General features: G+C 74.4%; 19 protein-coding genes. 5 read left to right on the top strand and 14 right to left on the bottom strand.

Features of this window, described 5'->3' with window-relative positions; all coding sequences use genetic code 11:
* Window positions 1-498 carry a transcriptional regulator NrdR gene (nrdR, locus tag OH807_RS27780; RefSeq protein WP_406203878.1) on the bottom strand — a complete coding sequence of 166 codons (498 nt, stop codon included), beginning with the start codon at window positions 496-498 and terminating at the stop codon, window positions 1-3.
* Between the two features lie 344 nt (window positions 499-842).
* On the opposite strand from nrdR, the gene lexA reads away from it, so the two are divergent.
* A complete protein-coding gene (gene lexA, locus OH807_RS27775) occupies window positions 843-1,724 on the top strand; it encodes a transcriptional repressor LexA (RefSeq protein WP_406203875.1) in 882 nt (293 codons plus the stop codon).
* A gap of 140 nt (window positions 1,725-1,864) precedes the next feature.
* Here lexA and OH807_RS27770 read toward each other — a convergent pair whose 3' ends face one another.
* The 5 genes from OH807_RS27770 to OH807_RS27750 all read right to left on the bottom strand — a co-directional run bounded on the left by OH807_RS27770 (window position 1,865) and on the right by OH807_RS27750 (window position 9,879).
* Window positions 1,865-3,991 (bottom strand): ATP-dependent DNA helicase, encoded by a 2,127-nt coding sequence (locus tag OH807_RS27770; protein WP_406203871.1) that lies wholly within the window; start codon window positions 3,989-3,991, stop codon window positions 1,865-1,867.
* 12 nt (window positions 3,992-4,003) lie between these two features.
* Window positions 4,004-5,887, bottom strand: coding sequence for an IucA/IucC family protein (locus OH807_RS27765; RefSeq protein WP_406203869.1), 1,884 nt, complete (start codon window positions 5,885-5,887; stop codon window positions 4,004-4,006).
* Window positions 5,865-7,298 (bottom strand): lysine N(6)-hydroxylase/L-ornithine N(5)-oxygenase family protein, encoded by a 1,434-nt coding sequence (locus OH807_RS27760; RefSeq protein WP_406203866.1) that lies wholly within the window; start codon window positions 7,296-7,298, stop codon window positions 5,865-5,867. The genes OH807_RS27765 and OH807_RS27760 overlap by 23 nt, the downstream gene beginning before the upstream one ends.
* 89 nt (window positions 7,299-7,387) lie before the next feature.
* Window positions 7,388-8,155: a GNAT family N-acetyltransferase gene (locus tag OH807_RS27755; protein ID WP_406211231.1), complete on the bottom strand. Its 768-nt coding sequence runs from the start codon at window positions 8,153-8,155 to the stop codon at window positions 7,388-7,390.
* The gene (locus tag OH807_RS27750) at window positions 8,047-9,879 is read right to left on the bottom strand and encodes an IucA/IucC family protein (RefSeq protein ID WP_406203863.1); all 1,833 of its coding nucleotides are present in this window, start codon (window positions 9,877-9,879) and stop codon (window positions 8,047-8,049) included. The genes OH807_RS27755 and OH807_RS27750 overlap by 109 nt, the downstream gene beginning before the upstream one ends.
* A gap of 328 nt (window positions 9,880-10,207) precedes the next feature.
* On the opposite strand from OH807_RS27750, the gene OH807_RS27745 reads away from it, so the two are divergent.
* Both OH807_RS27745 and OH807_RS27740 read left to right on the top strand, forming a co-directional pair.
* Window positions 10,208-11,392, top strand: coding sequence for a hypothetical protein (locus OH807_RS27745; protein WP_406203860.1), 1,185 nt, complete (start codon window positions 10,208-10,210; stop codon window positions 11,390-11,392).
* 47 nt (window positions 11,393-11,439) lie between these two features.
* Entirely contained in the window at window positions 11,440-12,630 is a 1,191-nt protein-coding gene (locus OH807_RS27740) for a trypsin-like serine peptidase (RefSeq protein WP_406203857.1), read from the top strand.
* Between the two features lie 75 nt (window positions 12,631-12,705).
* Here OH807_RS27740 and hflX read toward each other — a convergent pair whose 3' ends face one another.
* The 5 genes from hflX to miaA form a co-directional block, all read right to left on the bottom strand.
* Window positions 12,706-14,217 (bottom strand): GTPase HflX, encoded by a 1,512-nt coding sequence (hflX, locus tag OH807_RS27735; RefSeq protein ID WP_406203854.1) that lies wholly within the window; start codon window positions 14,215-14,217, stop codon window positions 12,706-12,708.
* A gap of 148 nt (window positions 14,218-14,365) precedes the next feature.
* Window positions 14,366-16,762: a RelA/SpoT family protein gene (locus tag OH807_RS27730; RefSeq protein ID WP_406203851.1), complete on the bottom strand. Its 2,397-nt coding sequence runs from the start codon at window positions 16,760-16,762 to the stop codon at window positions 14,366-14,368.
* Between the two features lie 247 nt (window positions 16,763-17,009).
* Window positions 17,010-17,921, bottom strand: a complete 912-nt coding sequence (gene dapF, locus OH807_RS27725) for a diaminopimelate epimerase (RefSeq protein ID WP_406203848.1) — start codon at window positions 17,919-17,921, stop codon at window positions 17,010-17,012.
* Between the two features lie 96 nt (window positions 17,922-18,017).
* Window positions 18,018-18,527, bottom strand: coding sequence for a hypothetical protein (locus tag OH807_RS27720; protein ID WP_406203846.1), 510 nt, complete (start codon window positions 18,525-18,527; stop codon window positions 18,018-18,020).
* A gap of 229 nt (window positions 18,528-18,756) precedes the next feature.
* Window positions 18,757-19,722: a tRNA (adenosine(37)-N6)-dimethylallyltransferase MiaA gene (gene miaA / locus OH807_RS27715; protein ID WP_406203843.1), complete on the bottom strand. Its 966-nt coding sequence runs from the start codon at window positions 19,720-19,722 to the stop codon at window positions 18,757-18,759.
* A 189-nt stretch (window positions 19,723-19,911) separates the two neighbouring features.
* Between miaA and OH807_RS27710 the strand changes: the two genes are divergently transcribed.
* Entirely contained in the window at window positions 19,912-20,166 is a 255-nt protein-coding gene (locus tag OH807_RS27710) for an antitoxin (protein ID WP_406203840.1), read from the top strand.
* Window positions 20,167-20,194: 28 nt separating this feature from the next.
* Here OH807_RS27710 and OH807_RS27705 read toward each other — a convergent pair whose 3' ends face one another.
* Complete coding sequence (locus OH807_RS27705; protein ID WP_406203837.1) at window positions 20,195-20,893, bottom strand: hypothetical protein; 699 nt, start codon at window positions 20,891-20,893, stop codon at window positions 20,195-20,197.
* A gap of 76 nt (window positions 20,894-20,969) precedes the next feature.
* Window positions 20,970-22,469, bottom strand: coding sequence for a tRNA (N6-isopentenyl adenosine(37)-C2)-methylthiotransferase MiaB (miaB, locus tag OH807_RS27700; RefSeq protein WP_406203834.1), 1,500 nt, complete (start codon window positions 22,467-22,469; stop codon window positions 20,970-20,972).
* A 127-nt stretch (window positions 22,470-22,596) separates the two neighbouring features.
* Between miaB and OH807_RS27695 the strand changes: the two genes are divergently transcribed.
* Window positions 22,597-23,616: a TAXI family TRAP transporter solute-binding subunit gene (locus OH807_RS27695; RefSeq protein WP_406203831.1), complete on the top strand. Its 1,020-nt coding sequence runs from the start codon at window positions 22,597-22,599 to the stop codon at window positions 23,614-23,616.
* On the opposite strand, the gene OH807_RS27690 is transcribed toward OH807_RS27695, so the two are convergent.
* Entirely contained in the window at window positions 23,606-25,108 is a 1,503-nt protein-coding gene (locus OH807_RS27690; protein WP_406203828.1) for a sensor histidine kinase, read from the bottom strand. The genes OH807_RS27695 and OH807_RS27690 overlap by 11 nt on opposite strands.
* Window positions 25,109-25,112 lie beyond the last annotated feature (4 nt).

Here is a 25,112-nt window from a genome sequence, read left to right as displayed (position 1 = left end):
CTAGGGCGCGGCGGCGGGGACGGGCACGCAGGTGCCGTCCGCCTCGGGGACGGGCCGCTCGGCGCGGAGTTCCGCGATGGCGGCCTCGAAGTCTTCCAGTCCGTCGTAGGCCTGGTACACGCTGGCGAACCGCAGGAAGGCGACCACGTCGAGGTCCTTCAGCGGTCCCAGTATGGCCAGCCCGACGTCGTGGGTGGTGAGCTCGGACTTGCCGGTGGCCCGCACGCACTCCTCGACCCGCTGGCCGAGCTGGGCGAGGGCGTCCTCGGTGACCGGGCGGCCCTGACAGGCCTTGCGGACTCCGGAGATGACCTTCTCCCGGGAGAACGGCTCGGTGACGCCGCTGCGCTTGATGACCATCAGTGCGGCCGTCTCCACCGTGGTGAAGCGGCGACTGCAGTCCGGGCACTGCCGGCGGCGTCGAATGGAGCTGCCGTCCTCGGTGGTCCGACTGTCGACGACGCGGCTGTCGGAGTGCCGGCAGAACGGGCAGTGCACCTGAGGATCCCTCCATGGCAGGACGTGCGGACTGAGTCGAGTCTATGCGATGACGACCGGCTCTCGGCAAGCTGATCATGCGACGTGACCACTAGTACTGGGCACGGTGTGGACTGTAGCCACTAGATGTAGGCCTTCGGGGGACGCAGCACCCCTGGCGTGTCGGACCGGATTAGACTGCCGGGAGCGACTTCGAGTCGAACATTTAATCGATGTACAACAAAGCCTTGATCGAGTCAGCCAACTCCCGAATAATTCACTCGAACGTGTGTTTGGCGCAACCTTTCGATAGGAGGTGCCGTTGGGCTGGAAAAGGGAGAGGACAGCCGTCGAGAGGGGCCGCCGTGAACACCGTCGAAACCAACACCATCCCGGTGCAGGAACACTCCCAGCTCAAGGTGGGGCAGCGCACCACGAATCAGCAGAGTGTGGACGTCAGCATGGACCGCAGTGAAGAGCACCGCTTCCCCGGCCCGGGCATTCCCGGCACGGGCCGCGTCCCCGACCAGGCGATCGAGCATTCGCCCGTGCTGGACGACGCCCATCCCGCCCCCGCGCGGGCGATGCCGGGGCGCCCCCCCGGCATCCGCACCGACGAGGCCGGGCTCACCGAGCGCCAGCGCCGGGTGATCGAGGTCATCCGGGACTCCGTCCAGCGCCGCGGCTACCCGCCGTCCATGCGCGAGATCGGCCAGGCCGTCGGCCTGTCCAGCACCTCCTCGGTGGCGCACCAGCTGATGGCCCTGGAGCGCAAGGGCTTCCTCCGGCGGGATCCGCACCGCCCGCGCGCCTACGAGGTCCGCGGCGTCGAGGTGGCCCGCCCGAACACCGCGGAGACGGCCGGGCGCCCGTCCACCTCGTACGTGCCGCTGGTCGGCCGGATCGCCGCGGGCGGTCCGATCCTGGCCGAGCAGACCGTCGAGGACGTCTTCCCGCTGCCGCGCCAGCTGGTCGGCGAGGGCGAGCTGTTCGCGCTCACCGTCCGCGGCGACTCGATGATCGAGGCGGCCATCTGCGACGGGGACTGGGTCACCGTCCGCCGCCAGCCGGTCGCCGAGAACGGCGACATCGTGGCCGCGATGATCGACGGCGAGGCCACCGTGAAGCGGCTCAAGCGCGAGGACGGCCGGATCTGGCTGATGCCGCACAACCCGGCCTACGAACCGATCAACGGCGACAACGCGACCATCCTGGGCAAGGTCGTCGCGGTCCTGCGCCGCCTCTGAGCGGCCCGCCGCGGCACACACCGGGAAGCGGCACACACCGGGAAGGGGCTCCACCGCACGGCGCGGGGAGCCCCTCCGGCGTTCCGGGAGCTCGGGCGGGGCCGCCCGGACGCCCCGCCACCCTGCCGGCCCCGCCGCCGTCAGCCCCGCTTCACCACCGGCCGGACCGGCTCGGCCGCGGCGTCGATGGCCGCCAGCGAACGCCGCACCTGGTTGCGGTCGGTGGTGTACCAGAACTCCGGCATCGAGGAGCGGAAGAAGCCCCCGTAGCGCTTGGTCTCGACCCGCGGGTCCAGCACCGCCACCACGCCCCGGTCGTCCGCCGCGCGCACCAGCCGGCCCGCCCCCTGCGCCATCAGCAGCGCCGCGTGGGTGGCCGCGACGGCCATGAAGCCGTTCCCGCCGCGCTGTTCGACGTCCTTCTGCCGGGCGCTCATCAGCGGGTCGTCCGGGCGCGGGAAGGGGATCCGGTCCATCACCACCAGCTGGCAGGCCGAACCGGGCACGTCCACGCCCTGCCAGAGCGAGAGCGTGCCGAACAGGCAGGTGGTGGCGTCCGAGGCGAACTCCCGGATCAGCTCGCCCAGGGTGTCCTCGCCCTGGAGCAGGATCCGGTTGTCCAGCCGCTCGCGCATCGCCTCGGCGGCCGTCTGGGCGCCGCGCATCGAGGAGAACAGGCCCAGCGTCCGCCCGCCGGCCGCGCCGATCAGCTCGGCCAGTTCGTCCAGCATGTCCGGGCGCGCCGGGTCGCGGCCCGGGTCGGCCAGGTGCTTGGCGACGTAGAGGATGCCCTGCTTGGGGTACTTGAACGGCGAGCCGACGTCGATGCCCCGCCAGTGCGGCACCGGCTCGTCCCCGAGGCCGGCGGCCGGCTCCGGGGTGTCCCCCTGGGTGCGGACGTCCGGCAGCCGGGCCTCCGAGGGCAGGCCCACCGAGGCGGCGACGCCGTTGAAGTCCCCACCGAGCTTGAGGGTGGCCGAGGTGAGCACCACCGAGCGCTCCTTGTACAGGCCCTCGCGCAGCAGCCCCGAGACGCTCAGCGGGGCGACCCGCAGCGAGGCGGTGCCCATGCCGAACCGGTCGCTGCGCTCGATCCAGACCACGTCGTACTCGGAGTCGCCGAGCAGCCGCTCGGCCGTCTCGTGCAGCGCCTCGGCGGAGGCCATCGCCTGCTTGCGCACCGCGTCCTCGTCGCTGAGCGCCTTGTCCCTGGTCTCGCCGAGCGAGGTGATCACCTGGCGGCTGGCGTCCCGGATCGCGGTGACCGCGTACGCGAGGTACTCGGGCAGCTCCTCGACCCGGCCGGGCTGGGCCGTCTCCATCAGGCCGTGGAAGTTCTCCGCGGCCCCCTGGAGGGCGTCGACGGCCTTCTCGTTGGCCAGCCGGGCGGCCCGCTTCACCGCACGGTTGACGGCGCCGACGGTCAGCTCGGCGGTGGCCGCGCCGGTGACCCGGTTGACCAACTCGTGCGCCTCGTCCACGATCAGCAGCCCGTGCTCGGGCAGCACCGGGGCGCCCTCGATGGCGTCGATCGCCAGCATCGCGTGGTTGGTGACCACCACGTCCGCGAGCTTGGCCCGCTCGCGGGCCTTCTCCGCGAAGCACTCCTGCCCGTACGCGCAGCGGGTGGCGCCCAGGCACTCCTTGGAGGTGACGGCGAGCTGGGCCCAGGCCTTGTCGGAGACGCCGGGGCTGAGGTCGTCCCGGTCCCCCGTCTCGGTCTCGTCCGCCCAGTCGCGCAGCCGCAGCACGTCCTTGCCGAGCTTGCCGGTCGGGCCGCCCAGCGCGTCCACCGGGTCGAACAGGCCCTCGCCCTCCTCGCTCGGGGTGCCCTCGTTGGCCCGGTGCAGGCACAGGTAGTTCGAGCGACCCTTGAGCATCGCGAAGAGCGGCCGGCGGCGCAGCACCGGGTGCAGCGCATCCACCGTACGCGGCAAGTCCCGCTCGACCAGCTGGCGTTGGAGCGCCAGGGTGGCGGTGGCGACCACCACGCGGTCCCCGTGGGCGAGCGCCGGGACGAGGTAGGCGAGGGACTTCCCGGTGCCGGTGCCGGCCTGCACGAGCAGGTGCTCGTTGTGGTCGACGGCGTCGGCCACGGCCTCGGCCATCCGGGCCTGGCCGGGGCGCTCGACGCCGCCGACGGAGGCCACGGCGGCGTGCAGCAGCTCGGGGAGGCGGGCGCGCGGAACGGCGTCGACCGCGGCCGAATCGTCGGCGGCGTCCTCGGCGGCGTCGGCGGGGAGCTGGGATTCGGAGTCGTTCGTCATGACGCTCCCAGCCTACGGGGCGGGGGTGACAATCCGGTCCCGTTGCCCGGGCAGTGCGGCTGCCCCCTCGGGGGTCAGGGCGTTCGGGACGGTGCCGTGCCGGGCGGCGTGCGGGCGCTGCGGGCGGTCGCGGTAACCGTCCAGGAGCAGCCGGTTGCGGTTGAGGCAGAGCCGGTCGATCTCCGGGCGGAAGAGGTCGAAGAGCGCGAACCGCTCCTTCAGCCCGGGGAAGCGCTCCTGGTACCGGAGGATCTCCGCCCGGAGCAGGGCCCAGAAGTCCGCCTCGGCCAGGCCGGTCTGGGCCTCCAGGAGCGGGGCGAGGTAGCGCAGGACGCCGATGAAGAGGCCGGAGTGGAGGAACTGGCAGAGGCCCTCGGGGTCCTCGCGCAGCAGCACGCCGGCCACCTCGGCGGGCAGGTCGCGCAGCTCGGGGAGGTCCTGGTCGGTGAGGTTGACGTCGTCGACGAAGTCCTTGACCGCGAGCCGGGCCGGGGTGTCCCGCTCGTCGAAGACCAGGATGGCGTTCTCGCCGTGCGGGGAGAAGACCAGGCCGTAGCGGTAGAGGAAGTGCAGCAGCGGCGGCAGCACCGCGGTGAACAGCCGGGCCGTCCACTCCGCGGGGGTGAGCCCGGAGCGGGCGACCAGCTCGGCGGCCAGTGCCCGGCCGTCGGCGCCGGTCTGCAGCAGCGCGGCCAGGGTGCGGCCGCGCTCGCCGCGGTCCAGGGCCGGGCCGAGCGGTTCGCGCCAGATCGCGCCGAGCAGCTCCTTGTACTGGTAGGGCGCCTCGGGCAGCTCGCGGTAGAGCGGGTGGTCGACGGTGACGGAGGCGATCTCGCCGAGCAGCACCACCCGGCACTCGTCGCGCAGGAACGGGTCGGCCTCGCGGAGGCCGTGGATCCAGGCGGTGACGGCGGGGGCGGCGAGGGTGCGTTCGGTCGGGAGGCCGCGCCAGACGAGGGTGTTGAGGATGGCGAGCGGGAGCTTGACGGTGCAGCGGTCGGGGCGGCTCTCGTTGAAGAAGGAGCGGATCGACTGCTGGGGCAGCCGGAGGTCGCCGTCGGAGGGCAGCGGGACGATCTCGCCGGACGCGATCCACGGGGCGAACAGCGGGACGACGGTCTCGTCCCACTGCCAGGGGTGGACGGGCAGCAGCAGGTAGTCGTCGGCGTCGGGGCCGAGTGCGGCGCGCAGGGCCTGCGGGTCGTCCAGCTCGCGGGCGTAGAGCTGCTCGGGCTCGGCCAGGCCGGGGACGCCGCGGTACTGGGCGAGCCGCCGGTGGACGGCGATCCAGGGCAGCGGCTGCGGGGTGCGCGCCTCCGGGGTCCAGCGGGCGGCGTCGGTGGCGGAGAAGCCGATCCGGCCCTTGTTCGGGACGATCCAGGGGTGGCCGCCCTGCCGGCCCTCCAGTTCGCTGTGGCCGAGGTCGGCCAGTTCGGCGGCGGAGAGGGCGGTGGCGAGCTGGTGGGCGTCGGCGATCAGGGTGGCGGTGAGTTCGCGGACGAGGTGGCCGGTGGTCTCGCCGCGCAGGCCGAGGGTGTGCCGGGCATAGGCGAGGAAGCGCAGCGGGTCGAGGCCGTCCGGCCGGGAGCAGCGCATCGAGTCCTGGTCGACCTGCCAGCCGCCGTAGGCGCCGCGGCGGGCGGTGAAGCGGTACTCGGCCTCGGGCAGCCGGAGCAGGTACGCGCCGACGGCGGCCGAGGGGGCCGCGGTGCCGGGGGCCGGAGCGCCGCCGGCCGTGGTGGCGGGGACGGGGACCGGGACCGGGGTGATCAGCTCCTCGTAGGCGAACTCGCCGAGCATCTTGGCCAGCAGCGCGCGACCGGCCCGCTGCCAGTGCGCGGCGGTGAGCTGCGGGGGCAGGTACAGCGGCGGTTCAGCGGCCGGCGGTTGCGGCACGGGTCAGCTCCTGGGGGCGCGGGACGGTGGTGGTAGGTGTGGTGCCGGTGGCAGGTGTGGTGCCGGTGACAGGTGCGGTGGCGGGGCCGGTGCGGGGCGGGGCGAAGCCGGTCCAGGCGGTACGGGTGGGCAGCCGGTGGACGGTCCGGCCGGTGACGGCGTTGAGGATCACGGCGGCCCGGTGGGCACCGAGGCCCAGGTCGGGCGTACCGACGCCGTGGGTGTGCAGCTCGGCGTTCTGGACGTACAGCCCGCCGGTGAGCCCGGGCGCGGTCGCCACCCGGTGGTCGAGGTCGGTCCGGTAGCGCCCGGCCTCGTCCCAGTCGATCAGGTCGGCGATCGGCTCCAGGGCGGCCGGGCGGGCGGCGCGGTAGCCGGTGGCGAGCACCACGGCGTCGGTGCGCAGCACGTGCTCGGTGCCGGAGTCGGTGTGCCGGCAGCGCAGTTCGAGGCCGCCGCAGGGGCCGGGCCGGGCGTCGGTGACGGCGGTGCCGGGGGTGATCTCGACCGGGTCGGCGTCGATCGGCCGGCCGATGGTCCGCTCGTAGAGGTGGTCGTGGATCTCGGCGAGGGTCTCGGCACTGGCGGCCTTGTGCAGCTGCCACTGGGCCTCGACGAGGGTGTCGCGGACCGGCGCGGGCAGGCCGTGGAAGTACCGGGTGTAGTCGGGGGTGAAGTGCTCCAGGCCGAGCTTGGAGTACTCCATCGGCGCGAGCGCCCTCGTCCGGGTGAGCCAGCGCAGCCGGACGCCGTCGCCGGCGTGGCGGCGCAGCAGGTCGAGGAAGACCTCGGCGCCGGACTGTCCGCTGCCGACCACGGTGATGTCGCGGGCGCCGTCGAGGGCGGAGCGGCGGTCCAGGTAGTCGGCGGAGTGGAAGGCCAGCGGGTGGCCGGCCAGGGCGGCGAAGGCCTCGGGGCGGACCGGCCGGGTGCCGACGCCGAGCGCGAGGTTGCGGGCGTACACCTGCTCGCGCCGGCCGGTGGCGGTGTCGGTCAGTTCGGCGCGGTAGCGGTCCCCCTCCCAGTGCAGCGCCGTCACTTCGGTGCCGAACCGGCAGTTGGCGAGCCGCTCGGCCGCCCAGCGGCAGTAGTGGTCGTACTCGCGGCGGGGCAGCTGGAAGCGCTCGGCGAAGTAGAACGGGAAGAGCCGGTCCTGCTCGCGCAGGTAGTTGAGGAAGGACCAGCGGTTGGTCGGGTCGACCAGGGAGACCAGGTCGGCGAGGAAGGGCACCTGCATCCGAGCCCCGTCGACCAGCATCCCCGGGTGCCAGTGGAACTCCGGGCGCTGGTCGCAGAAGAGGGCGCGCAGGCCCGGCACGGGTTCGGCGAGCGCGGCGAGCGAGAGGTTGAAGGGGCCGATGCCGATGCCGAGCAGGTCGTACGGCGCTGGCTGGGGTGCGGGGGTGTCCATGGGGTCGGCGGTGTCCTAGGCGGGGTCGGGGAGCAGCGGGGTCGGCGGTCGGGGGGCAGCGGTCACGATCGGGGGATCGGCGGTCGGGGTCAGTCGGGGGTGGGCGGGCCCGGCCGGAGGCCGTCCCGGTCGCGGACCATCAGGGCGGCCCGCTTGTCGGGCAGGTCGAGTTCGGCCGTCACCCGGAACCCGGCGCGTTCGAAGGCGCGGACCGAGCGCCGGTTGCGGACGTCGGGTTCGGCCACCACCCGTCCGCAGTGCGGCCGGTCCCGCAGGATGCATTCGGCGAGCGCGGCGAGCAGGGTGGCTCCCAGGCCCCGCCCCCGGCGGTCGGCGGGGCCGATCAGCAGGTGGAGGCCGGTGTCGTGCGGGCGGGCGGGGTAGTGCGCGGCGAGCGGGTCGAGGTCGGCGCGGTAGACCTCCCAGTAGCTCATCGGGGTGCCGTCGAGCAGGCCGAGGACGGGTTCGCTGTGCCCGGCGCCGTCGAGCTGGGCCCGGACGTGCCGCGCGGTGGTGGCGGGCGGCCCGGCGAGGTCCCAGAAGGCGGCGGTCTCCGGGTCGTTCATCCACCCGGTGAGCAGTTCCAGATCCTCGGGCAGGCGGACCGGCCGGAGCCGGAACTCACCGGCGGCGGTGGGCATGACGCCCCAGCCCGCACCCGTATCGGCACCCTCACCCTCACCGGCACCGGCACCGGCACCGGCACCGGCAGAGCCAGCACCCGCACCGGCCGGGCGTGCCGCGGTGGTCACCGGCCGGCCACCGGGTTGGGAATGTCGACGTAGACGGACTGCGTGGCCACCGGCCCGACCAGCTCGTCCAGGCCGTTGATCCGGGTGAGCAGGTTGGCCTTGCAGGGCAGGGCGGCCGCGTCCAGCAGCAGGGCGGGCAGCCCGGAGCCGGTGGCCGCGACCCGCGGGCTGCCGAGGAAGCCGCGCAGTGCGGCCAGCAGCACCGCCTCGTCGGCCAGCCGCTGGGAGCCGAGGGCACCGATCAGGCCGAGGATGTGGTTGATGCCGAGGTAGTAGGCGAAGTGGTGGTCGATCACCTCGTCGTCGAGGAAGGTGTCGCTGCGGCGGCCGAGGCCGGGCAGCCGGGCGGTGAGCCGCTCGGCCGCGCTCTGCCGGTAGTAGAAGCCCTGGTTGTCGCGGTAGCGCCCGCCGGTCGGCCAGCCGTCGGCGTCGAGCAGGACGAGGCTGTTCTGCTGGTGGGCCTCCAGGGCGATGCCGGCCCGTCCGTCGAGCCAGAGGACGGGCAGCACGACGGCGTCCAGGTAGCGCAGGAACCATTCGGCGGTCACCGTCGCGGTCGGCCGGCCGCAGCGGGCGGCGAGGGCGCGCAGGGTGTCGCCGAGCCGGGAGGGCACGGTCTCGCCGGTGCCGAGCGGCTGTTCGGCGACGAACCCGGCCAGGCAGAGCGCCCGGTCGGCGGGGGCGAAGGGCTGGGCGCGCAACACGGTGTCCAGCCCGCCGGGGTCGCCGAGGGCCGGGTGGTCGACGCCGATCCAGGCGGGGTCGCGGACGATGTCGAAGCCGGGGTGGGCGGCCCGCCACTCCGCGCCCAGGCCGCTCTCCAGCAACCGGTGCATCTCCAGGCCCCGGTGCAGTTCCTTGCGGAGGTTCTCCCGGCGGGAGTTGGTGATCCGCAGGCCGAGCGAGAGCTTGAGCATCCAGGGGGTGCCGGGCCGGTAGACGGTGCGCACCGAGGAGGTGGGGTACCAGGGTTCGCCGGCCGGGCCGAGGTCGTGCAGCAGGCCGTCGGCGAGCAGCTCGGCGACGGCCGGGCGCAGCGCCAGTTCGCGGGCCTGCCAGGGGTGCAGCGGCAGGGCGGCCGTGCCGGGCGGGAACGGGGCGTGGTCGCCGAGCAGCCCGGCGGTGATCCGGTCGGCGCTCTCGGTCAGCGCGGAGCCGGCCGCGAGCAGCTCGCGGTCGACGGCGTACCAGTGCAGGCGGAACGAGCCGTGCAGTTCCGGGGAGTAGGCGGCGCTCTGCGCGGGGCCGAGGCCGTCGCGGCTCTTGGGGGTCGGGTGCAGCGGGTGGCCGAGCAGCAGGGACTGTTCGGCGGCGAGGAAGTGCGAGCCCTCGGGCCCGCCGGGGGCGGCGGCGGTGCGGCGGTGGGCGAGGATGTCGGCGGTGCGGACGACGGAGTCGGCGACCCGGCCGGCGAGGTCGGCGACCTGGCCCGGGTCGGGGCGGTCGGCGGCCGCGGCGGCCAGCAGCGCGGCCGTGGTGACGGCGTCCACGGGGGCGCCGGCGGTGCCGTCACCGGCCGCGAGGGTCGCCGGGCCGAAGCGGTGCCAGCCGGCCGGCGACCAGTAGCGGACGGGGGCGCTGAGCCGGGCCGCGCCGCCGAGCACGGCGATCCGCAGCCGGCCGTCGGGCCCGGGGGTGGCGCCGGTCTCGCGCGCCCAGCAGCGCAGCAGGGCTTCCAGGGCGGCCTGTTCGGCGGCGACGGCCGGCTCCGGGTGCAGCAGCAGGTCGGGCCCGGCCGGGGCGGCCGCGGTGGCCCCGGCGGGGCGGGCGGCCGGGGTGGCGCGGCAGGCCGGGAGGTCGGGCGGGGCTCCGGTGAGGGCGGTGCTCAAGACTGCTCCTTGGGGCGCGTGAGGTGCGGACGCGCGCGGGTGGTGGAGAGGTCTGGCGGGCGCTCGCACCGTCGCGTCAGGTAAGGGTTACCTATCCCTGGCGGGTGATCACAAGAACGGCTCACTCGTACGGGTGAAGCGCGGCGATTGTTCACCCCTGGGGAGGGAGGCCCTGCCGTGGCAACGGGACAACCGGGGCTTCGTCACAGATCGGTGACCTCCGGTCAGCCGCGCAACCCGGGGGTCGGCCGGTGCCGTCCTGATGGCCAGTGGGAGACTCCAGGACGGCGAGCGGCCGGACACGAACCACCAGGGGGAAGCGAACACCATGCCATCGATCCACCGGTCAGCCACGGCCGCGGCCCTCGCCGCCGGCGCCCTGCTCGCCGTGACCGCCTGCGGCCCGGACGGCCCCGCGGGGGACGGCGGCACCGCCGCACCGCCACCGGCCTCGGCGGCGGCCACCGGCGCGGCCGCCGCGGGGGGCGGCCTGATAGGCGGCCTCAACCTGCCCTCGGGCATCCCGACCAGTCTGCTGGAGGGGCTCCCGAAGAGCTGGGACGACCTGAAGAAGTGGAAGTTCGAGGACTGGGACAACTGGGCGTCCAAGCACGTCTTCAACAACCCGGTCGTCAAGGACTTCTGGAACCCGGACAAGATGGGCGACTCCAAGCCCGCCGACCCTGCGCCGCCCACCGCGAAGCCGGCCGGGGACGCCGGGGTCACCGACCCCGAGCCGCCGGTGGTCAAGGCGACGCCGGTGACCCGCCCGTACACCAAGCAGCCCTCCGGGAAGGTGTTCTTCAGCGCCGAGGGCGGCCGGGGGAACTGCTCGGCGACCGTGATCGCCGACCCGGCGCACCCGGGGAAGAGCAACCTGGTCTGGACGGCGGGGCACTGCGTCCACCCGGGCAAGGGCGGCAACTTCTTCAAGGACCTCGTCTTCGTCCCGGCGTACAACAACTCCGGTGCTTCCAGCGGCGGCAAGAAGGCCCCGCTGGCGGAGCTGGCGCCGCTCGGCACCTGGTGGGCCAAGGACGTGGTGACCTCCCCGCAGTGGACGGTCGAGGGCGGCGGCACCGGTGACGCCGCCAGCCAGTACGACTTCGCGGTGATGCGGGTGCAGAACCAGAACGACACCGGCAAGTCGCTGGAGGAGACGGTCGGTGCGGCCGTCCCGGTCTGGTTCGACGCCCCGCGCGACCAGCTCAACGTCTCGGCCGTCGGCTACCCGCTCTACAAGCCCTTCGACGGGCAGGAGCTGTACAAGTGCGACGGCGGCAAGCCCGTCCGGCTCTCCTTCGACCCGAAGCGCCCGTCGATGCACACCATCGGCTGCACCATGACCCAGGGGTCCAGCGGCGGCGGCTGGTTCGCCCCGATGCCGGACGGCAGGCTCGCCCTGGTCAGCAACACCTCGATCGGGACGCAGGACCACACCTCGCTGAGCGGCCCGTACCTGGAGACGGTCGCCAAGCAGGCGCTGGACTACATCTCGCGGAAGCAGAAGTAGCCGCGCCCGCCGGACCGACCGAAGCCGACCCAGGGGGACGTACCACCATGCCGCCGACGACCACGGCCCGCACCGGCCGCAGCACACGGACGACCACGGCCCGCACCGGCCGCAGCACCGCCACGGCGGGCGCCGCGGTGCTCGCCGTGCTCGCCCTCACCGCGACCGCCTGCGGGCCGGACACCGCGGACAGCACCGACACCGCGGCCACCACGGCCCCGGCCACCCTCGCGGCGTCCGCCTCCGGCAGGCCGGGCGCCCGGCTGCCCGGCAGCCTCCAGGACCTCGCCGACTGGAAGCTCGACGACTGGGCGCGGTTCGTGGGCGACAACGCCTTCGTCAACGAGGTCGCCCAGGGCTTCTGGTCGATCGCCAAGATGGAGAACGCCAAGGGCCGGGCCACCCCGGAGTACTCGCACAAGACGGCCGGCAGCACGGTCGAGCGGGACGCACCGCCGGCCGCCGTCCCGGCCAGGCCGCAGGCACACCCGTACAGCCCGGCGACGGCGGTGGTCGGCAAGATCTTCATGACCGCACCCGAGGGCGACTCGATGTGCTCCGGCACCCTCGTCTCGGACCCGGCCAACCCGGGGCGGAGCAACCTCGTCTACACCGCCGCGCACTGCCTGCACGACGGCAAGGGCGGCGGCTGGCTGAAGGACATCGTCTTCGTCCCCGGCTACAACCGGGACGGCCAGGCGAGCCGGGGCAAGCAGTACACCGAGCAGCAGGTCTCCCCGTACGGCCGGTGGACGGCCGTGAAGGCCCTGGTCCCGCCGACCTGGGTGAAGGAGAGCGGCGTCGGCCCGAACTCCCAGTTCGACTACGGGATCATCCGGGTCCGCAACGAGAACGGCTCCGGCAAGTCGCTGGAGGAGACCGTCGGCAGCTCCGTCCCGGTCTGGTTCAACGCCCCGCGCGAGCAGATCACCTCGGCGTTCTCCTACGGCTACCCCGCCGAGCGGCCGTTCGACGGCATGGAGCTCAACCACTGCGACTCCGCGATCCGGCCGGCCAGGCTCTCCTTCGACCCGGCCCGACCGCCGATGTACGTGATCGGCTGCACCATGACCGGCGGCTCCAGCGGCGGCGGCTGGTTCATCACCAAGGACGGCAAGCCGAACCTGATCAGCGTCAACTCGATCGGCAACCGCAACCCGTCCGAGTACATGGCGGGTCCGTCGCTCCAGGAGCAGGCCAAGCAGGCCTTCGACTACTTCTCCAAGAACCCGAAGTAGTCCTTCCGGCAACGCCGCGGGCCCCGGCCTCCCCGAAGGGGGACCGGGGCCCGCGGGCGTCGTGCTCGGGCGTGCTCAGCCCCGCGGCGTCAGCGCGACCGTGAAGCGCTCCAGCTCGGCGGCCAGCTCGGCGGCGACCTTGGCGTGCAGCAGGGTGCCCTCCGCGGTGTGCTCGGTGGAGAGCAGCTCGCCCTCGGCGTGCACCCGGGAGACCAGGCCGCCGTGGGTGTACGGGACGAGCGCCTGCAGCTCGATCGCGGGGCGCGGCAGCTCGTCGTCGATGAGCTTCAGCAGCTCCTCGATGCCCAGGCCGCTGCGGGCCGACACCACGATGGCGTGCGGCTCGCGGCGCAGCAGTCGCTGCAGCACGTGCGGGTCGGCCGCGTCGGCCTTGTTGATCACCACGATCTCCGGCACGTTCTGGGCGTCGACCGAGACGATGACCTCGCGGACGGCGGCCAGCTGCGTCTCCGGCTCGGGGTGCGAACCGTCCACCACGTGCAGGATGAGGTCCGCGTCGGCGACCTCCTCCATGGTCGAACGGAACGCCTCGACCAGGTGGTGCGGCAGGTGCCGGACGAAGCCGACGGTGTCGGCCAGCGTGTAGAGCCGGCCGCTCGGGGTCTGCGCCCGGCGGACGGTCGGGTCCAGGGTGGCGAACAGCGAGTTCTCCACCAGGACGCCCGCACCGGTGAGCCGGTTGAGCAGGGAGGACTTGCCGGCGTTGGTGTAGCCGGCGATGGCCACGGACGGCACCTGGTGGCGCTTGCGCTCCTGGCGCTTGGTGTCGCGGCCCTTCTTCATGTCGGCGATCTCCTTGCGGAGCTTCGCCATCTTCTCGCGGATCCGGCGCCGGTCGGTCTCGATCTTGGTCTCACCGGGACCACGGGTGGCCATGCCGCCGCCGGACGAGCCGGAGCCGCCACCACCCATCTGCCGGGACAGCGACGCGCCCCAGCCGCGCAGCCGCGGCAGCATGTACTGCATCTGCGCGAGCGAGACCTGCGCCTTGCCCTCCCGGGACTTGGCGTGCTGGGCGAAGATGTCCAGGATCAGGGCCGTCCGGTCGACGACCTTGACCTTGACCACGTCCTCCAGGTGGATCAGCTGGCCGGGGGTGAGCTCACCGTCGCAGACCACGGTGTCGGCGCCGGTGGCGGCGACGATGTCACGCAGGTCCTTCGCCTTGCCGGAGCCGATGTAGGTGGCCGCGTCGGGCTTGTCCCGGCGCTGGATGAGACCGTCCAGCACCTGGGAGCCGGCGGTCTCGGCGAGGGCGGCGAGCTCGGCCATCGAGTTCTCCGCCTCCTCCAGCGTCCCGTCGGTCCAGACACCGACGAGCACCACGCGCTCCAGGCGGAGCTGGCGGTACTCGACCTCGGTGACGTCCTCGAGTTCGGTGGAGAGACCGGCGACCCGGCGCAGGGCGGCGCGCTCGCTGCGGTCGTACTGGTCGCCGTCGTAGTCGTGGTGGCCGCGGTCCTCGTCGATGGCCGCGAGGTCCTCGTCCATGAGGGCTTCCGCCCGCAGACCGTCGATGCGGCGCGGGGCGTCGGCGTGGTCGCGGGTGTCGAACGTGGAGGTCATTCTGTCCTTAGGCTGCTGGTACGGAAGGCCTGTCTGCGTGACCGTACCCGACGGTCACACCTGGAGTCTGCCCAGCTGCCGCCCCGTCTACCGCTCGGGCGAGGTGCGAGCTACCCCTCGGGACCGCGGCCCCACACAGGCGTACTTCTCATTGCCCGGTGAACGCCGCGGACCGGCCGTGAATTCCCCACGATGGTCGCACGCCCGGTGCGGGCGGGGCATCCCCATTTTCCGTGTCCGGCAGCGGCCCGGGGCCCTCGGCGGGCTCCTGGGCGGCCTCCCCGGCGGGCTCTGCGCCGGGGTCCGGGCCCGATCCGGCACCGACCGCCGCCGCCCCCTCCCCCGGGGCGCGCGTGCCACCGCCCTCCGGGGCGTGCGGGCGGCCCACGTCGTACACCCCCGAGACCCGCAGCATCGCCCGCATCACCGCGGCCAGCGCGGCCGGCTCGGGCAGCTCGACGGTGTAGGTGTGCCGCACCCGCAGCTCCTGCGGCGGCTCGACCTCCGCCGAGACGATCCCGACCCCCTCCCCCGAGATCGCCGCGGTGAGGTCGGCCAGCAGCCGGGGCCGGTTGAGCGCCTCGGCCCGCAGCGTGGCCCGGTAGCCGGCCGGCGGTGCGCCGCCGGGCTGCCAGTGGATCTCCAGCGCGCCGCGCCCGTCCGCGCGCATCCGCTCCCCGGCCGGGCAGCCGGTGCGGTGCACGGCGACGGCGCCGCCGCGGATCGCGAAGCCGCTGACCTCGTCCGGCGGCACCGGGGTGCAGCAGCGGGCCAGCCGGACCGCCGCCCCGGGCCGGCCGGCCACCGCCACCGGGGCGGCGCCGCGTTCGGCGGTCCGGAGTGCGGGCGGGGCCGGCTGGCCGGCGGCGGCGGGGGCGGCGCGGACCACCGGCGGCCGCGCCGGGGGGTCGGCCAGCCAGCGTTCGATGGCCAGCCGGGCGGCGGCCGTCCGGGCGTGCGCGAGCCATTCGGGGGCCGGGCCCGAGGGGCGGGCCGCCGGGTCGCCCTGCTCGGTGAGGATGGCCACCCGGTCGCCGTCCTGGAGGACGGTGGAGAGCGCGGTGAGCCGGCCGTTGACCCGGGCTCCGATACATCGGTGGCCGGTCTCCTCGCCGAGCAGGTAGGCGGCGTCCACGCAGCTGGCCCCGGCGCGCAGCTGGAGCGTCTCGCCGCTCTCGGTGACGACGGTGATCTCGCGGTCCCCGGCCAGGTCGGCGGTGAGCGCGGACCAGAAGGCGTCCGGGTCGGGCGTCTCCTGCTGCCACTCCAGCAGCCGGCTGAGCCAGCCGGGGCGGGCCGGGTCGGTGCGGTCCAGCTCGTCCCCGGCCTGGTCGGAGCCGTTCGCCCCGGGCTGGCGGGGGTCGCCGAGGGCGACCACGCCGGTCTCCGCGATCTCGTGCATCCGCCTGGTCCGGACGAGCACCTCGACCACCTCGCCGCCGGCCAGCGCGACTGCGGTGTGCAGCGACTGGTAGAGGTTGAACTTGGGGGCGGCCACGAAGTCCTTGAACTCGCCGGGCAGCGGCGTCCAGCAGGTGTGCAGCTCGCCGAGGACGGCGTAGCAGTCGGCGTTCTCCTCGACCACCACCAGCAGCCGCCCGAAGTCGGCGGGCTGCGGCTCCTGCGGCTGCCCGTCGCGGCCCGGCGCGGCGGCCCGCTTCAGCAGCACCCGGTGCAGCGAGACGCAGTGCCGGGGCCGGACGGTGACCTCGGCGGCCACCCCGGCCTCGGCGAGCTGGCGGGCCAGGGTCCGCGCGAAGGGCTCGAACAGGGCGTCCGGTACGGTCTCGTGACCGGCCAGCAGGGCGCGGGTCCGGGCGTGCTCCTCCGGGTGCAGGGTGGCGAAGACGATGTCCTCCAGCTCGGCCTTGAGCACCTGGATGCCGAGCCGCTCGGCCAGCGGGATGAGGACGTCCCGGGTGACCTTGGCGATCCGGATCCGGCTGGCCGGCTTCATGTGCCGGATGGTGCGCATGTTGTGCAGCCGGTCGGCGAGCTTGATCACCATCACCCGGACGTCGTCCCCGGTGGCGACCAGCATCTTGCGGAAGGTCTCCGCCTCGGCGGCCGCACCGAAGTCGACCTTCTCCAGTTTCGTCACCCCGTCGACCAGATAGGCGACTTCGGGCCCGAACTCCTCACTCACCTGCGCCAGCGTCAGCTCCGTGTCCTCGACCGTGTCGTGGAGCAGCGAGGAGACCAACGTCGTCGTCCCGGCGCCGAGTTGGGCCAGGATCATGGTGACGGCGAGCGGGTGGGTGATGTACGGCTCACCACTCTTGCGCTTCTGCCCGCGGTGGCTGGCCTCGGCCAGCCGGTAGGCACGGCCGAGCAGGCCGAGGTCGGCCTGCGGGTGGTGGCGGCGGTGGGCCTGGACGAGCGGTTCGAGGGCGTCCGGCACCGGCGTTCGGCCGGTGGCGAGCAGGGCGGCACGCCCGGCCCGGCCGAGCGCGGCCCGGCCCAACCCCCCCAGGGGCCGCTTGGGCCCGGCTTGCCGTACGGACGTCGGCTGCCCCGCGAGGGGCTGCCCGGCTTCGATGGTCATCGGCACCTCCGGCAGCGGTCACCGGTGGCTACCCCGCCGAGGGGCGATCGACCCGGTGGTCCATGCTACCGAGCAGAGCACGTTCCGCGACGCCCTGCTTCCCGTCTGTCAGCCGGATCACCCGAACGGGGGGATTCGGCGGCGTACGAATTGGGCAGAACGCTCGCGCCCGACCGGCAGACGGCCGCCTCACGCCGCCGGCCGGCAGGCGGCGGCACCACCCCGCCGGCCGGCCGGACGCCCACGCTCACCGGCCGAGGAAGGCCGCCGTCCACCGCGGGTCGAGCTCGCCGCGGGCCACGATCACCGCGGGCCCGGTCTTCTCCACCCGGCCGTCCGGGTACTCGGTGATCACCAGTCGGCCGCCGAGCACGTCCACGGTGCAGGTGAAGGCCTCGCCGGTGACCGCCGGGTCCACGCCGTCCCGGCGGGCGGTGGCGACGGCGACGGCGCAGGCGCCGGTGCCGCAGGAGCGGGTCTCGCCGGAGCCGCGCTCGTGCACCCGCATCGCGACGTGCCGCGGCCCGCGGTCCACCACGAACTCGACGTTGACGCCCTGCGGGTAGGCCCCGGCGGGGCTGGTGAGCGGCGCGTGCAGCAGGTCGCCCGCGTGGTCCAGGCTCTCGACGAAGGCGACGGCGTGCGGGTTGCCCATGTTGACGTTGCGGGCCGGCCAGCGGTGCTCGCCGACCGCGACCTCGATCCCGTCCGGGCCGGGCAGCAGCGCGCGCCCCATGTCGACGGTGACCTCGCCGGGCGTGCCGTCCTCGGCGTCCTCGGCGACCCGCACCGTCCGCACGCCGGCGCGGGTGGCGACGGGCAGCTCGCCCGGCTTCGCGAGCCCGGCCTCGACCAGGTAGCGCGCGAAGACCCGGACGCCGTTGCCGCACATCTCGCCGATCGAGCCGTCGGAGTTGCGGTAGTCCATGAACCACTCGGCCCGGTCGGCCTGGCCGGCCGCGGCGGGGTCGGCGGCCGAGCGCACCACGCGCAGCAGCCCGTCACCGCCGATGCCGGCCCGGCGGTCGCAGAGCTCGGCGACGGCCTCGGGGCCGATCGTCAGCAGGCCGTCCGGGTCGGGCAGGATGACGAAGTCGTTCTGGGTGCCGTGCCCCTTGAGGAAGGGCAGGCCGGCGGGCTGCGGGGTGGTTTCGCTCACCCTGTCGATGATACTGAGCCGCCCCTCGGACCGGCCCGGCGGACCAGCAGGCGGACGCGCCCGCGAGGGTGGCCGGGGGGGCGTCGGGGGCCGGCGTCAGCGCAGGTGGACGACGCGCCAGAGCGCCAGGGCGCAGGCGGCCAGCGCGATCAGGGTGTAGATCACGATCGCCTTCCACCCGGCCCGGCGGCCGGAGCCGCGGCGCGGCAGGCCCGGCCACTTGTACCCGGCGTGCCGGGCGGCCATCGCGCCCCAGCCGACCGAGGCGGCGGTGAGCAGCAGACCGAGCATCCCGACCATCGCCGAGCCGGCCCCGGCCGAGCCGAAGGCCAGCGGGAAGGCGAACATCAGCGAGCCGGCGGTGCCCAGCAGGGCTATCGGCAGCGTCTGCCACCAGCGGAGCCGGCGGCGCGGGCGGATCTCCCGCTCGTGCACGGCGCCGGCGGGGGCGCGGGTGTCCAGCGCGGGGAGTGCGACCGCGTACGAGGTCGGGCCGTCGAGGCCGGGCAGCACGGGCAGGTCCTGGACGGCCGACGCGTCGAGGTCGTCGGCCTGCGCGGTGGCGCTCCGCCTCTGACCGGTTTCGGGGCCGGTACCCGTCGACACGCGGCCTCCCCTGACAGTTCGACACGAGTGCGGACTCGCGGCCGGGCACGGCCGGCCCGCCCGGGCCGGCCCTTATGACCTCGATGATGGCATGTCCAGGGAGGCGTTCCGGGCCTGACCGGGGTCGTCGGGTGATCCGTGGCCATCACGTGATCCGGCCGTAACCGCGGGTTCTTCCTGCACGCCCGGCTGCGCGCGCAAGTGCACCGCCGGAATGGCCGGATAGCGTCTACGGGGCGGCGGATTCCTGACGTTCGATCAGCTCCAGCGAGCGGGCGAGCAGCTCGGCGGGGTCGGCGCCGGCCGGGCGGGAGAGCCAGTGGATCCGGTCGTCGCGGCGGAACCAGGACTCCTGACGGCGGGCGAACCGCTTGGTGGCCCGCACGGTTTCGGCCCGCGCCTCGTCCTCGGTGCAGTCCCCGGCGAAGTGGTCGAGCACCTGCTGGTAGCCGAGGGCCCGGGCGGCGGTCCGCCCCTCGCGCAGGCCCGCCTTCTCCAGCTCCCGGACTTCGTCCAGCAGTCCGGCCTCCCACATCCGGTCGACCCGCAGGGTGATCCGCTCGTCCAGTTCGGGCCGCGGCACGGCCACCCCGATCTGCACCGCGTCGTAGACGGCGGTGTTGCTCGGCAGGTTGGCGGTGAACGGCTGCCCGGTGATCTCGATGACCTCCAGCGCCCGGACGATCCGCCGGCCGTTGCTGGTCAGGATCGCCTCGGCGGCGGCCGGGTCGAGCTCCGCCAGCCGCCGGTGCAGCGCGTACGGGCCGGCCTCGTCGAGCTCGGCCTCCAGCCGGGCCCGGACGGCCGGGTCCGTCCCGGGGAACTCCATCTCGTCGATCGCGGCCCGGACGTACAGCCCGGAGCCGCCGACCAGGACGGGGGTGCGGCCGGCCGCGAGCAGCCGGTCGATCTCGGCGCGGGCGAGCCGCTGGTACTCGGCGACGCTGGCGGCCTCGGTGACCGGCCAGATGTCCAGCAGGTGGTGCGGGACGCCGCCGCGCTCGTCCGGGGTGAGCTTCGCGGTGCCGATGTCCATGCCCCGGTAGAGCTGCATCGAGTCGGTGTTGATCACCTCGCCGTCGAGGCTGCGGGCGATGGCGACGGCCAGGTCGGACTTGCCGGCGGCGGTCGCGCCCACCACGGAGACGACACGGGGCCGGACGGTACCTGGCTGAACGGTGCTGGAGCTGCTCACCGGACCAGTCTCGCAAAACCGCCGCCGCGCCGGGGACCTCCCCGCCCGCCTTGTTCTACTACGGGAAGATATGACCGATTCCGGCCATTCCTGCGCCACCGCGAACGGTCCGGCCGTGTGCGGCGTTGAGCAGGGAGAACGGCGCCGAGCAGCAGCAACAGCGAGAAGGGCGAGGACAGCATGGGTCTGATGGACAACCTCAAGGGCAAGGCCGAGGAGCTCAAGGAGAAGGCGAGCGAGCTCGCCGGCAAGCACAACGCCCAGATCGACCAGGTGGTGGACAAGGCCGGCGGCGCGATCGACAAGGCCACCAAGGGCAAGTACAGCGAGAAGATCGAGCACGGCGCGAGCAGGGCCAAGGGCGCGGTGGACGACTTCGCCCAGCAGCCGAAGCCCGGCGAGGGCCCCGCCGCGCCGGGCGACGGGCGGACCCCGCCGGCCTGACCCGCCGGCCCGGCCCGCCCTCGGGAGCTCAGCTCCAGGAGGCCACGACGTACCCGACGCCGTACGGGGCGTCCCGGTAGCCCAGCCGTGCTGTGAGGCCGGCGCCCTCCGCGGCGCCGGCCAGCACCTGCCAGGGGGCCCGGCCCCCGGCCATCAGCTCGGTGGCCAGGCCCTCGTCCAGGGCGGCCAGCGCGGCCAGGTCGGCCGAGCCCAGCGCGTCGGCCAGCGCCGCGTCGAAGCCCTCGGCCCGCTCGTCCAGGTAGCCGGGCGCCTTCAGCGAGCGGCGGGCACTGCCGTCGCCCATCACCAGCAGGCCCACCCGGTCGGCCAGCCCGGCCAGCCCCTGGCCCAGGCCCAGCATCCGGTCGGCGGGGGCGTCGGCGGGCACCGCGCAAGCGTGCGCCGGCACCGTCACCCCGGCCCGCTCCAGCAGCCAGGCGCCGACGGTCAGCGAGGGCGCCAGCTCCGGGCCCTCGACCCGGCCGGCCGGCAGCCGGACCACCAGCGGCACCCCGTAGCGGTGGAAGGAGCCGGCCCCGCCCTCGGTCCACACCTCGGCCTCCGGCCCGGTACCGACCACCACGAGCAGCTCGGGCCCGGCCGCGAGCAGCGCGGCCAGCGCCTCGTCGCAGGCCGCGCGCAGCGGCTCCAGCTCGGCCGCGGCGCCGGCGGCGACCTCGGGGACGAGCAGCGGCGGACAGGGGCAGACGGCGGCGGCAACCAGCATGTGGATCACTCTAGCCAAGAACGGCGCCGGCCCGGCGGGAGCGATTCCCACCGGGCCGGCGCACGGAGCGGGGCGGTCAGTCGCCGCAGCAGCCGCCCGCCGGGGCCGCGAGCGGCAGCGCCGCCGGGGCGCCGATGGTCGGCAGGCCGAGCATCACGCCGGCCGGCTTGGCGGCCGGCTTCGCCTGGCGCTTCTCCCAGGCGTCGCCGGCCCGGGTGCGGCGCACCGCGAGCGTCGGGCCCTCGGCCAGCAGGTGGTGCGGGGCGGCGTAGGTGATCTCGACGGTCACCATGTCGCCCGGGCGCACCGGCTCGGCGGGACGGCTGAAGTGCACCAGCCGGTTGTCGGGGGCGCGGCCGGAGAGCCGGTCCGTCCGGTCGTCCTTCTTGCCCTCGCCCTCGGCGACCAGCACCTCCAGGGTCCGGCCGACCTGCTTCTTGTTCTCCTCCCAGGAGATCTCCTCCTGGAGGGCGATCAGCCGGTCGTAGCGGGCCTGCACGACGGCCTTCGGCACCTGGTCGGCCATCTCGGCGGCCGGGGTGCCGGGGCGCTTGGAGTACTGGAAGGTGAAGGCGTTGGTGAAGCGGGCCTCGCGGACGGCGTGCATGGTCTGCTCGAAGTCCTCCTCGGTCTCGCCGGGGAAGCCCACGATGATGTCGGTGGAGATCGCGGCGTCCGGCATCGCCTCGCGCACCTTGCGGATGATGCCGAGGAAGCGCTCCTGCCGGTACGAGCGGCGCATCGCCTTGAGCACGGTGTCCGAGCCGGACTGCAGCGGCATGTGCAGCTGGTGCATCACGTTCGGGGTCTCGGCCATCGCGGCGATCACGTCGTCGGTGAAGTCGCGCGGGTGCGGCGAGGTGAAGCGGATCCGCTCCAGGCCCTCGATCTGGCCGGCGGCGCGCAGCAGCTTCGAGAAGGCCTCGCGGTCGCCCAGGTCGGAGCCGTAGGCGTTGACGTTCTGGCCGAGCAGGGTGACCTCGATGACGCCCTCGTCGACCAGCGCCTCGATCTCGGCGAGGACGTCGCCGGGGCGGCGGTCCTCCTCCTTGCCGCGCAGCGCCGGGACGATGCAGAAGGTGCAGGTGTTGTTGCAGCCGACCGAGATGGCGACCCACGCGGCGTACGCGGACTCGCGGCGGGTGGGCAGCGTGGAGGGGAAGGTCTCCAGCGACTCCAGGATCTCCACCTGGGCCCTGCGCTCGACCGCGGCGCGCTCCAGCAACGCGGGCAGGTGCCCGATGTTGTGGGTGCCGAACACCACGTCGACCCAGGGGGCCTTCCGGACGATGGTGTCGCGGTCCTTCTGCGCCAGGCAGCCGCCGACGGCGATCTGCATGCCCTTGTGGCGGCTCTTGACCGGCGCCAGCTGCCCGAGGTTGCCGTACAGCTTGTTGTCGGCGTTCTCGCGCACCGCGCAGGTGTTGAACACGACCAGGTCCGGGTCGCCGTCCTGCCCGGCCTTCACGTATCCGGCGTCCTCCAGCAGGCCCGACAGCCGCTCGGAGTCGTGGACGTTCATCTGGCAGCCGTAGGTCACGACCTTGTAGCTCTTCAATCCGCTCTCACCGCTCACCAGACCAGGGTACGGGCAGCCGCGAACGGCTTTTCCCCCGCCGGTGCCCGCCGGCCCCGGGGGTTCCCCGCCCACGGACGGGCGTCCGCCCCTCCCGTTCGGTCCGCGCGCCTGGCACTATCCCTGCATGGCCCCCCGTTCCGCGTCCCGAGTCGGCGCCGCCCTCCGTGCGGCGGCGCGCAGCCCGCTCTGGCGGACGCTGCTGGTCCTGGTGCTGGTGGCGACGGGTTTCGGCGGCTGGTGGCTCTCGGCGAGCCACTCACCGGCGTACCCGACCGGTGAGACCGGCTTCGCCACCGGGGTGCAGCGCGGCGTCTACGACCGGTACGGGCAGCTGCTGGAGAACCACGTCGCCAAGGCGATGCCGGGGGTCCGGCTGCGGCTGGACAACTCGGAGGGCTCGATCGACAACCTGGCCCGGGTGACGAGCGGCCAGGACGACTTCGCGATCGCCACGGCCGACGCCGTCGCCCAGTACTCCGGCCCCGGCCGGGACCGCCTGCGGGCGATCGCCCGGCTCTACGACGACTACCTCCAGCTGATCGTGCCCGCCTCCTCGACGGTGCGCCGGACGGCCGACCTCAAGGGCCTGCGGGTCGGCGTCGGGCAGGCGAAGTCCGGGGTGAACCTGGTGACCAGGCGGCTGCTGTCGTCCGCCGGGCTGGACCCGGACCGCGACATCCGGCCGGCCATGCTGGGCGTCGGCGACGCGGCCGACCAGCTGCGGGCCGGCAAGCTGGACGCCTTCTTCTGGTCCGGCGGGCTGCCGACCAGCGCCCTCACCGACCTCTCCGACCACGTCCGGATCCGGATCGTGCCGCTCGGGGACCTCGCCGAGGCGGTGCACAAGGTCGAGGGCGGCGGCACCGACGCCTACCGGGCGGCCACCATGCCGAAGGGCACCTACCCGAACGCCGAGCCGCAGGACGCGGTCGCCACCGTGGCCGTGCCCAACCTGCTGATCACCCGGGACGACGTGGACACCGACCTGGTCCAGGGGATGACGAAGGTGGTGATAGACAGCCGCGACCAGATCGGGGCCCAGGTGCACGCCGCCCAGCTGGTCGACCTGCGCACCGCCGTCTACACCGATCCGCTCCCGCTGCACGAGGGCGCGGCCCGCTACTACCGCTCGGTCAAACCCTGAGACCTGCCGCCGGGCCCTCCGCCGCCGGGCCCGCTCCGGCCTTCCCGCCGCGCTCCTCGCCCCTGCTCTCCGCCCGCGGCACCGCCAGGGTGACGGCGAGGCCGGTCGGCTGCACCGGGGCGAAGGTGAGCGAGCCGCCGGCCGCCTGGAGCAGGGTGCGGGCGATCGAGAGGCCCAGGCCCGAGCCGTCCACGTTCTGATGGCGCGCGCTGCGCCAGAAGCGGTCGCCGGCCCGGGCCAGCTCCTCCGCGGTGAGGCCGGGCCCGGCGTCCGAGACGGTCACCGCGACCTCGCTGCGCCGCACCGCGACCAGCACCCGCACCCGGCTGTCCTCGGGGCCGAACTTGAGCGCGTTGTCGATCACCGCGTCCAGGGCGCTGCCGAAGCCGATCGGGTCGGCCATGCCGCGCGCCACGGCCGGGCCCTCCCAGGCGAGGTCGATCCCGCGCCGGGCCGCCACCGGCCGCCAGGCGTCCGCCCGGGCCAGGGCGAGCACGGCGAGGTCGGTCGGCTCGGGCTCCGGGCGGGCGTGCTCGGCGGTGGCCAGGCCGAGCAGGTCGTCCAGGACGCGGGCCAGCCGGACCCCCTCCTCGCGGACGCCGCCGAGCTCCTCGTCGTGCCCGTCGGGCAGTTCCAGGCCCAGCACCTCGACCCGCAGCAGCAGGGCGGCGAGCGGATTGCGCAGCTGGTGCGAGGCGTCCGCGACGAAGGCCTTCTGCTGGTCCAGTGCGAGTACCACGTGATCGGCCATCTCGTTGAACGATCGGGCCAGCCGCTGGAGTTCGGGCGGGCCGCCGCCGGGTGCCACCCGGGCGTTCATCCGCCCGGTGGCGATGTCGTGGGTGGCCCGGTCCAGAGTGCGGACGGGCCGCAGCACCCATTCGGTGAGCCGGACGGCCAGCAGCACGGCGACGATCATCGCGGCGGCCTCGCCGGCCCCGATCACCAGCCAGCGGTGCCACATCCGGGTGCGCAGCGCACCCGTCGGGGACTCACTGAGCACCACCGCGACCACGTCGCCGTCCCGGACCACGGGGGTGGCGACGGTGAGCGTCCGGTCGGAGGTCCACGGCCAGACCTGCGGCGGGTTGTGGCTGCGCCGCCCGTCCAGCGCCTCCTGGAAGGCCTGCCCGCCCCAGCCGGCGGCCGGCACCCGCCAGTCCGCCGGGGCGGCGGCGATCGGGACGCCGTCGCGCTGGAAGATGCCGAGCCGGACGCCGTACAGCTCGTGGTACCGGGCGACCTCGGCGTCCAGGGCGTGCCGGCGGCTGAGGTCGCCGGGGGCCGGCTGCAGCTCGCCCTTGAGCGCGGACTCCAGGCCGGAGACGCCGGAGGTGGGCAGGTCCTGCGCGAACCGGGCGGCGTCGTCGAGCCGGTCGACGACCACCCGGCTCTGCTCGGCGGCCGCGACGGCCGCGGCGAGCGGCAGCCCGAGGGCGGCCAGGACGCAGAGCATCAGGGCGATCAGGATGCCGAGCAGGCGGGTGCGCACGTGC

The organism is Kitasatospora sp. NBC_01560, from assembly GCF_045208415.1.
Taxonomy (GTDB): Bacteria; Actinomycetota; Actinomycetes; order Streptomycetales; family Streptomycetaceae; genus Kitasatospora.
The sequence above is the reverse complement of the archived record's forward strand: the minus strand, read 5'-3'. Positions and strand labels throughout refer to the sequence as shown.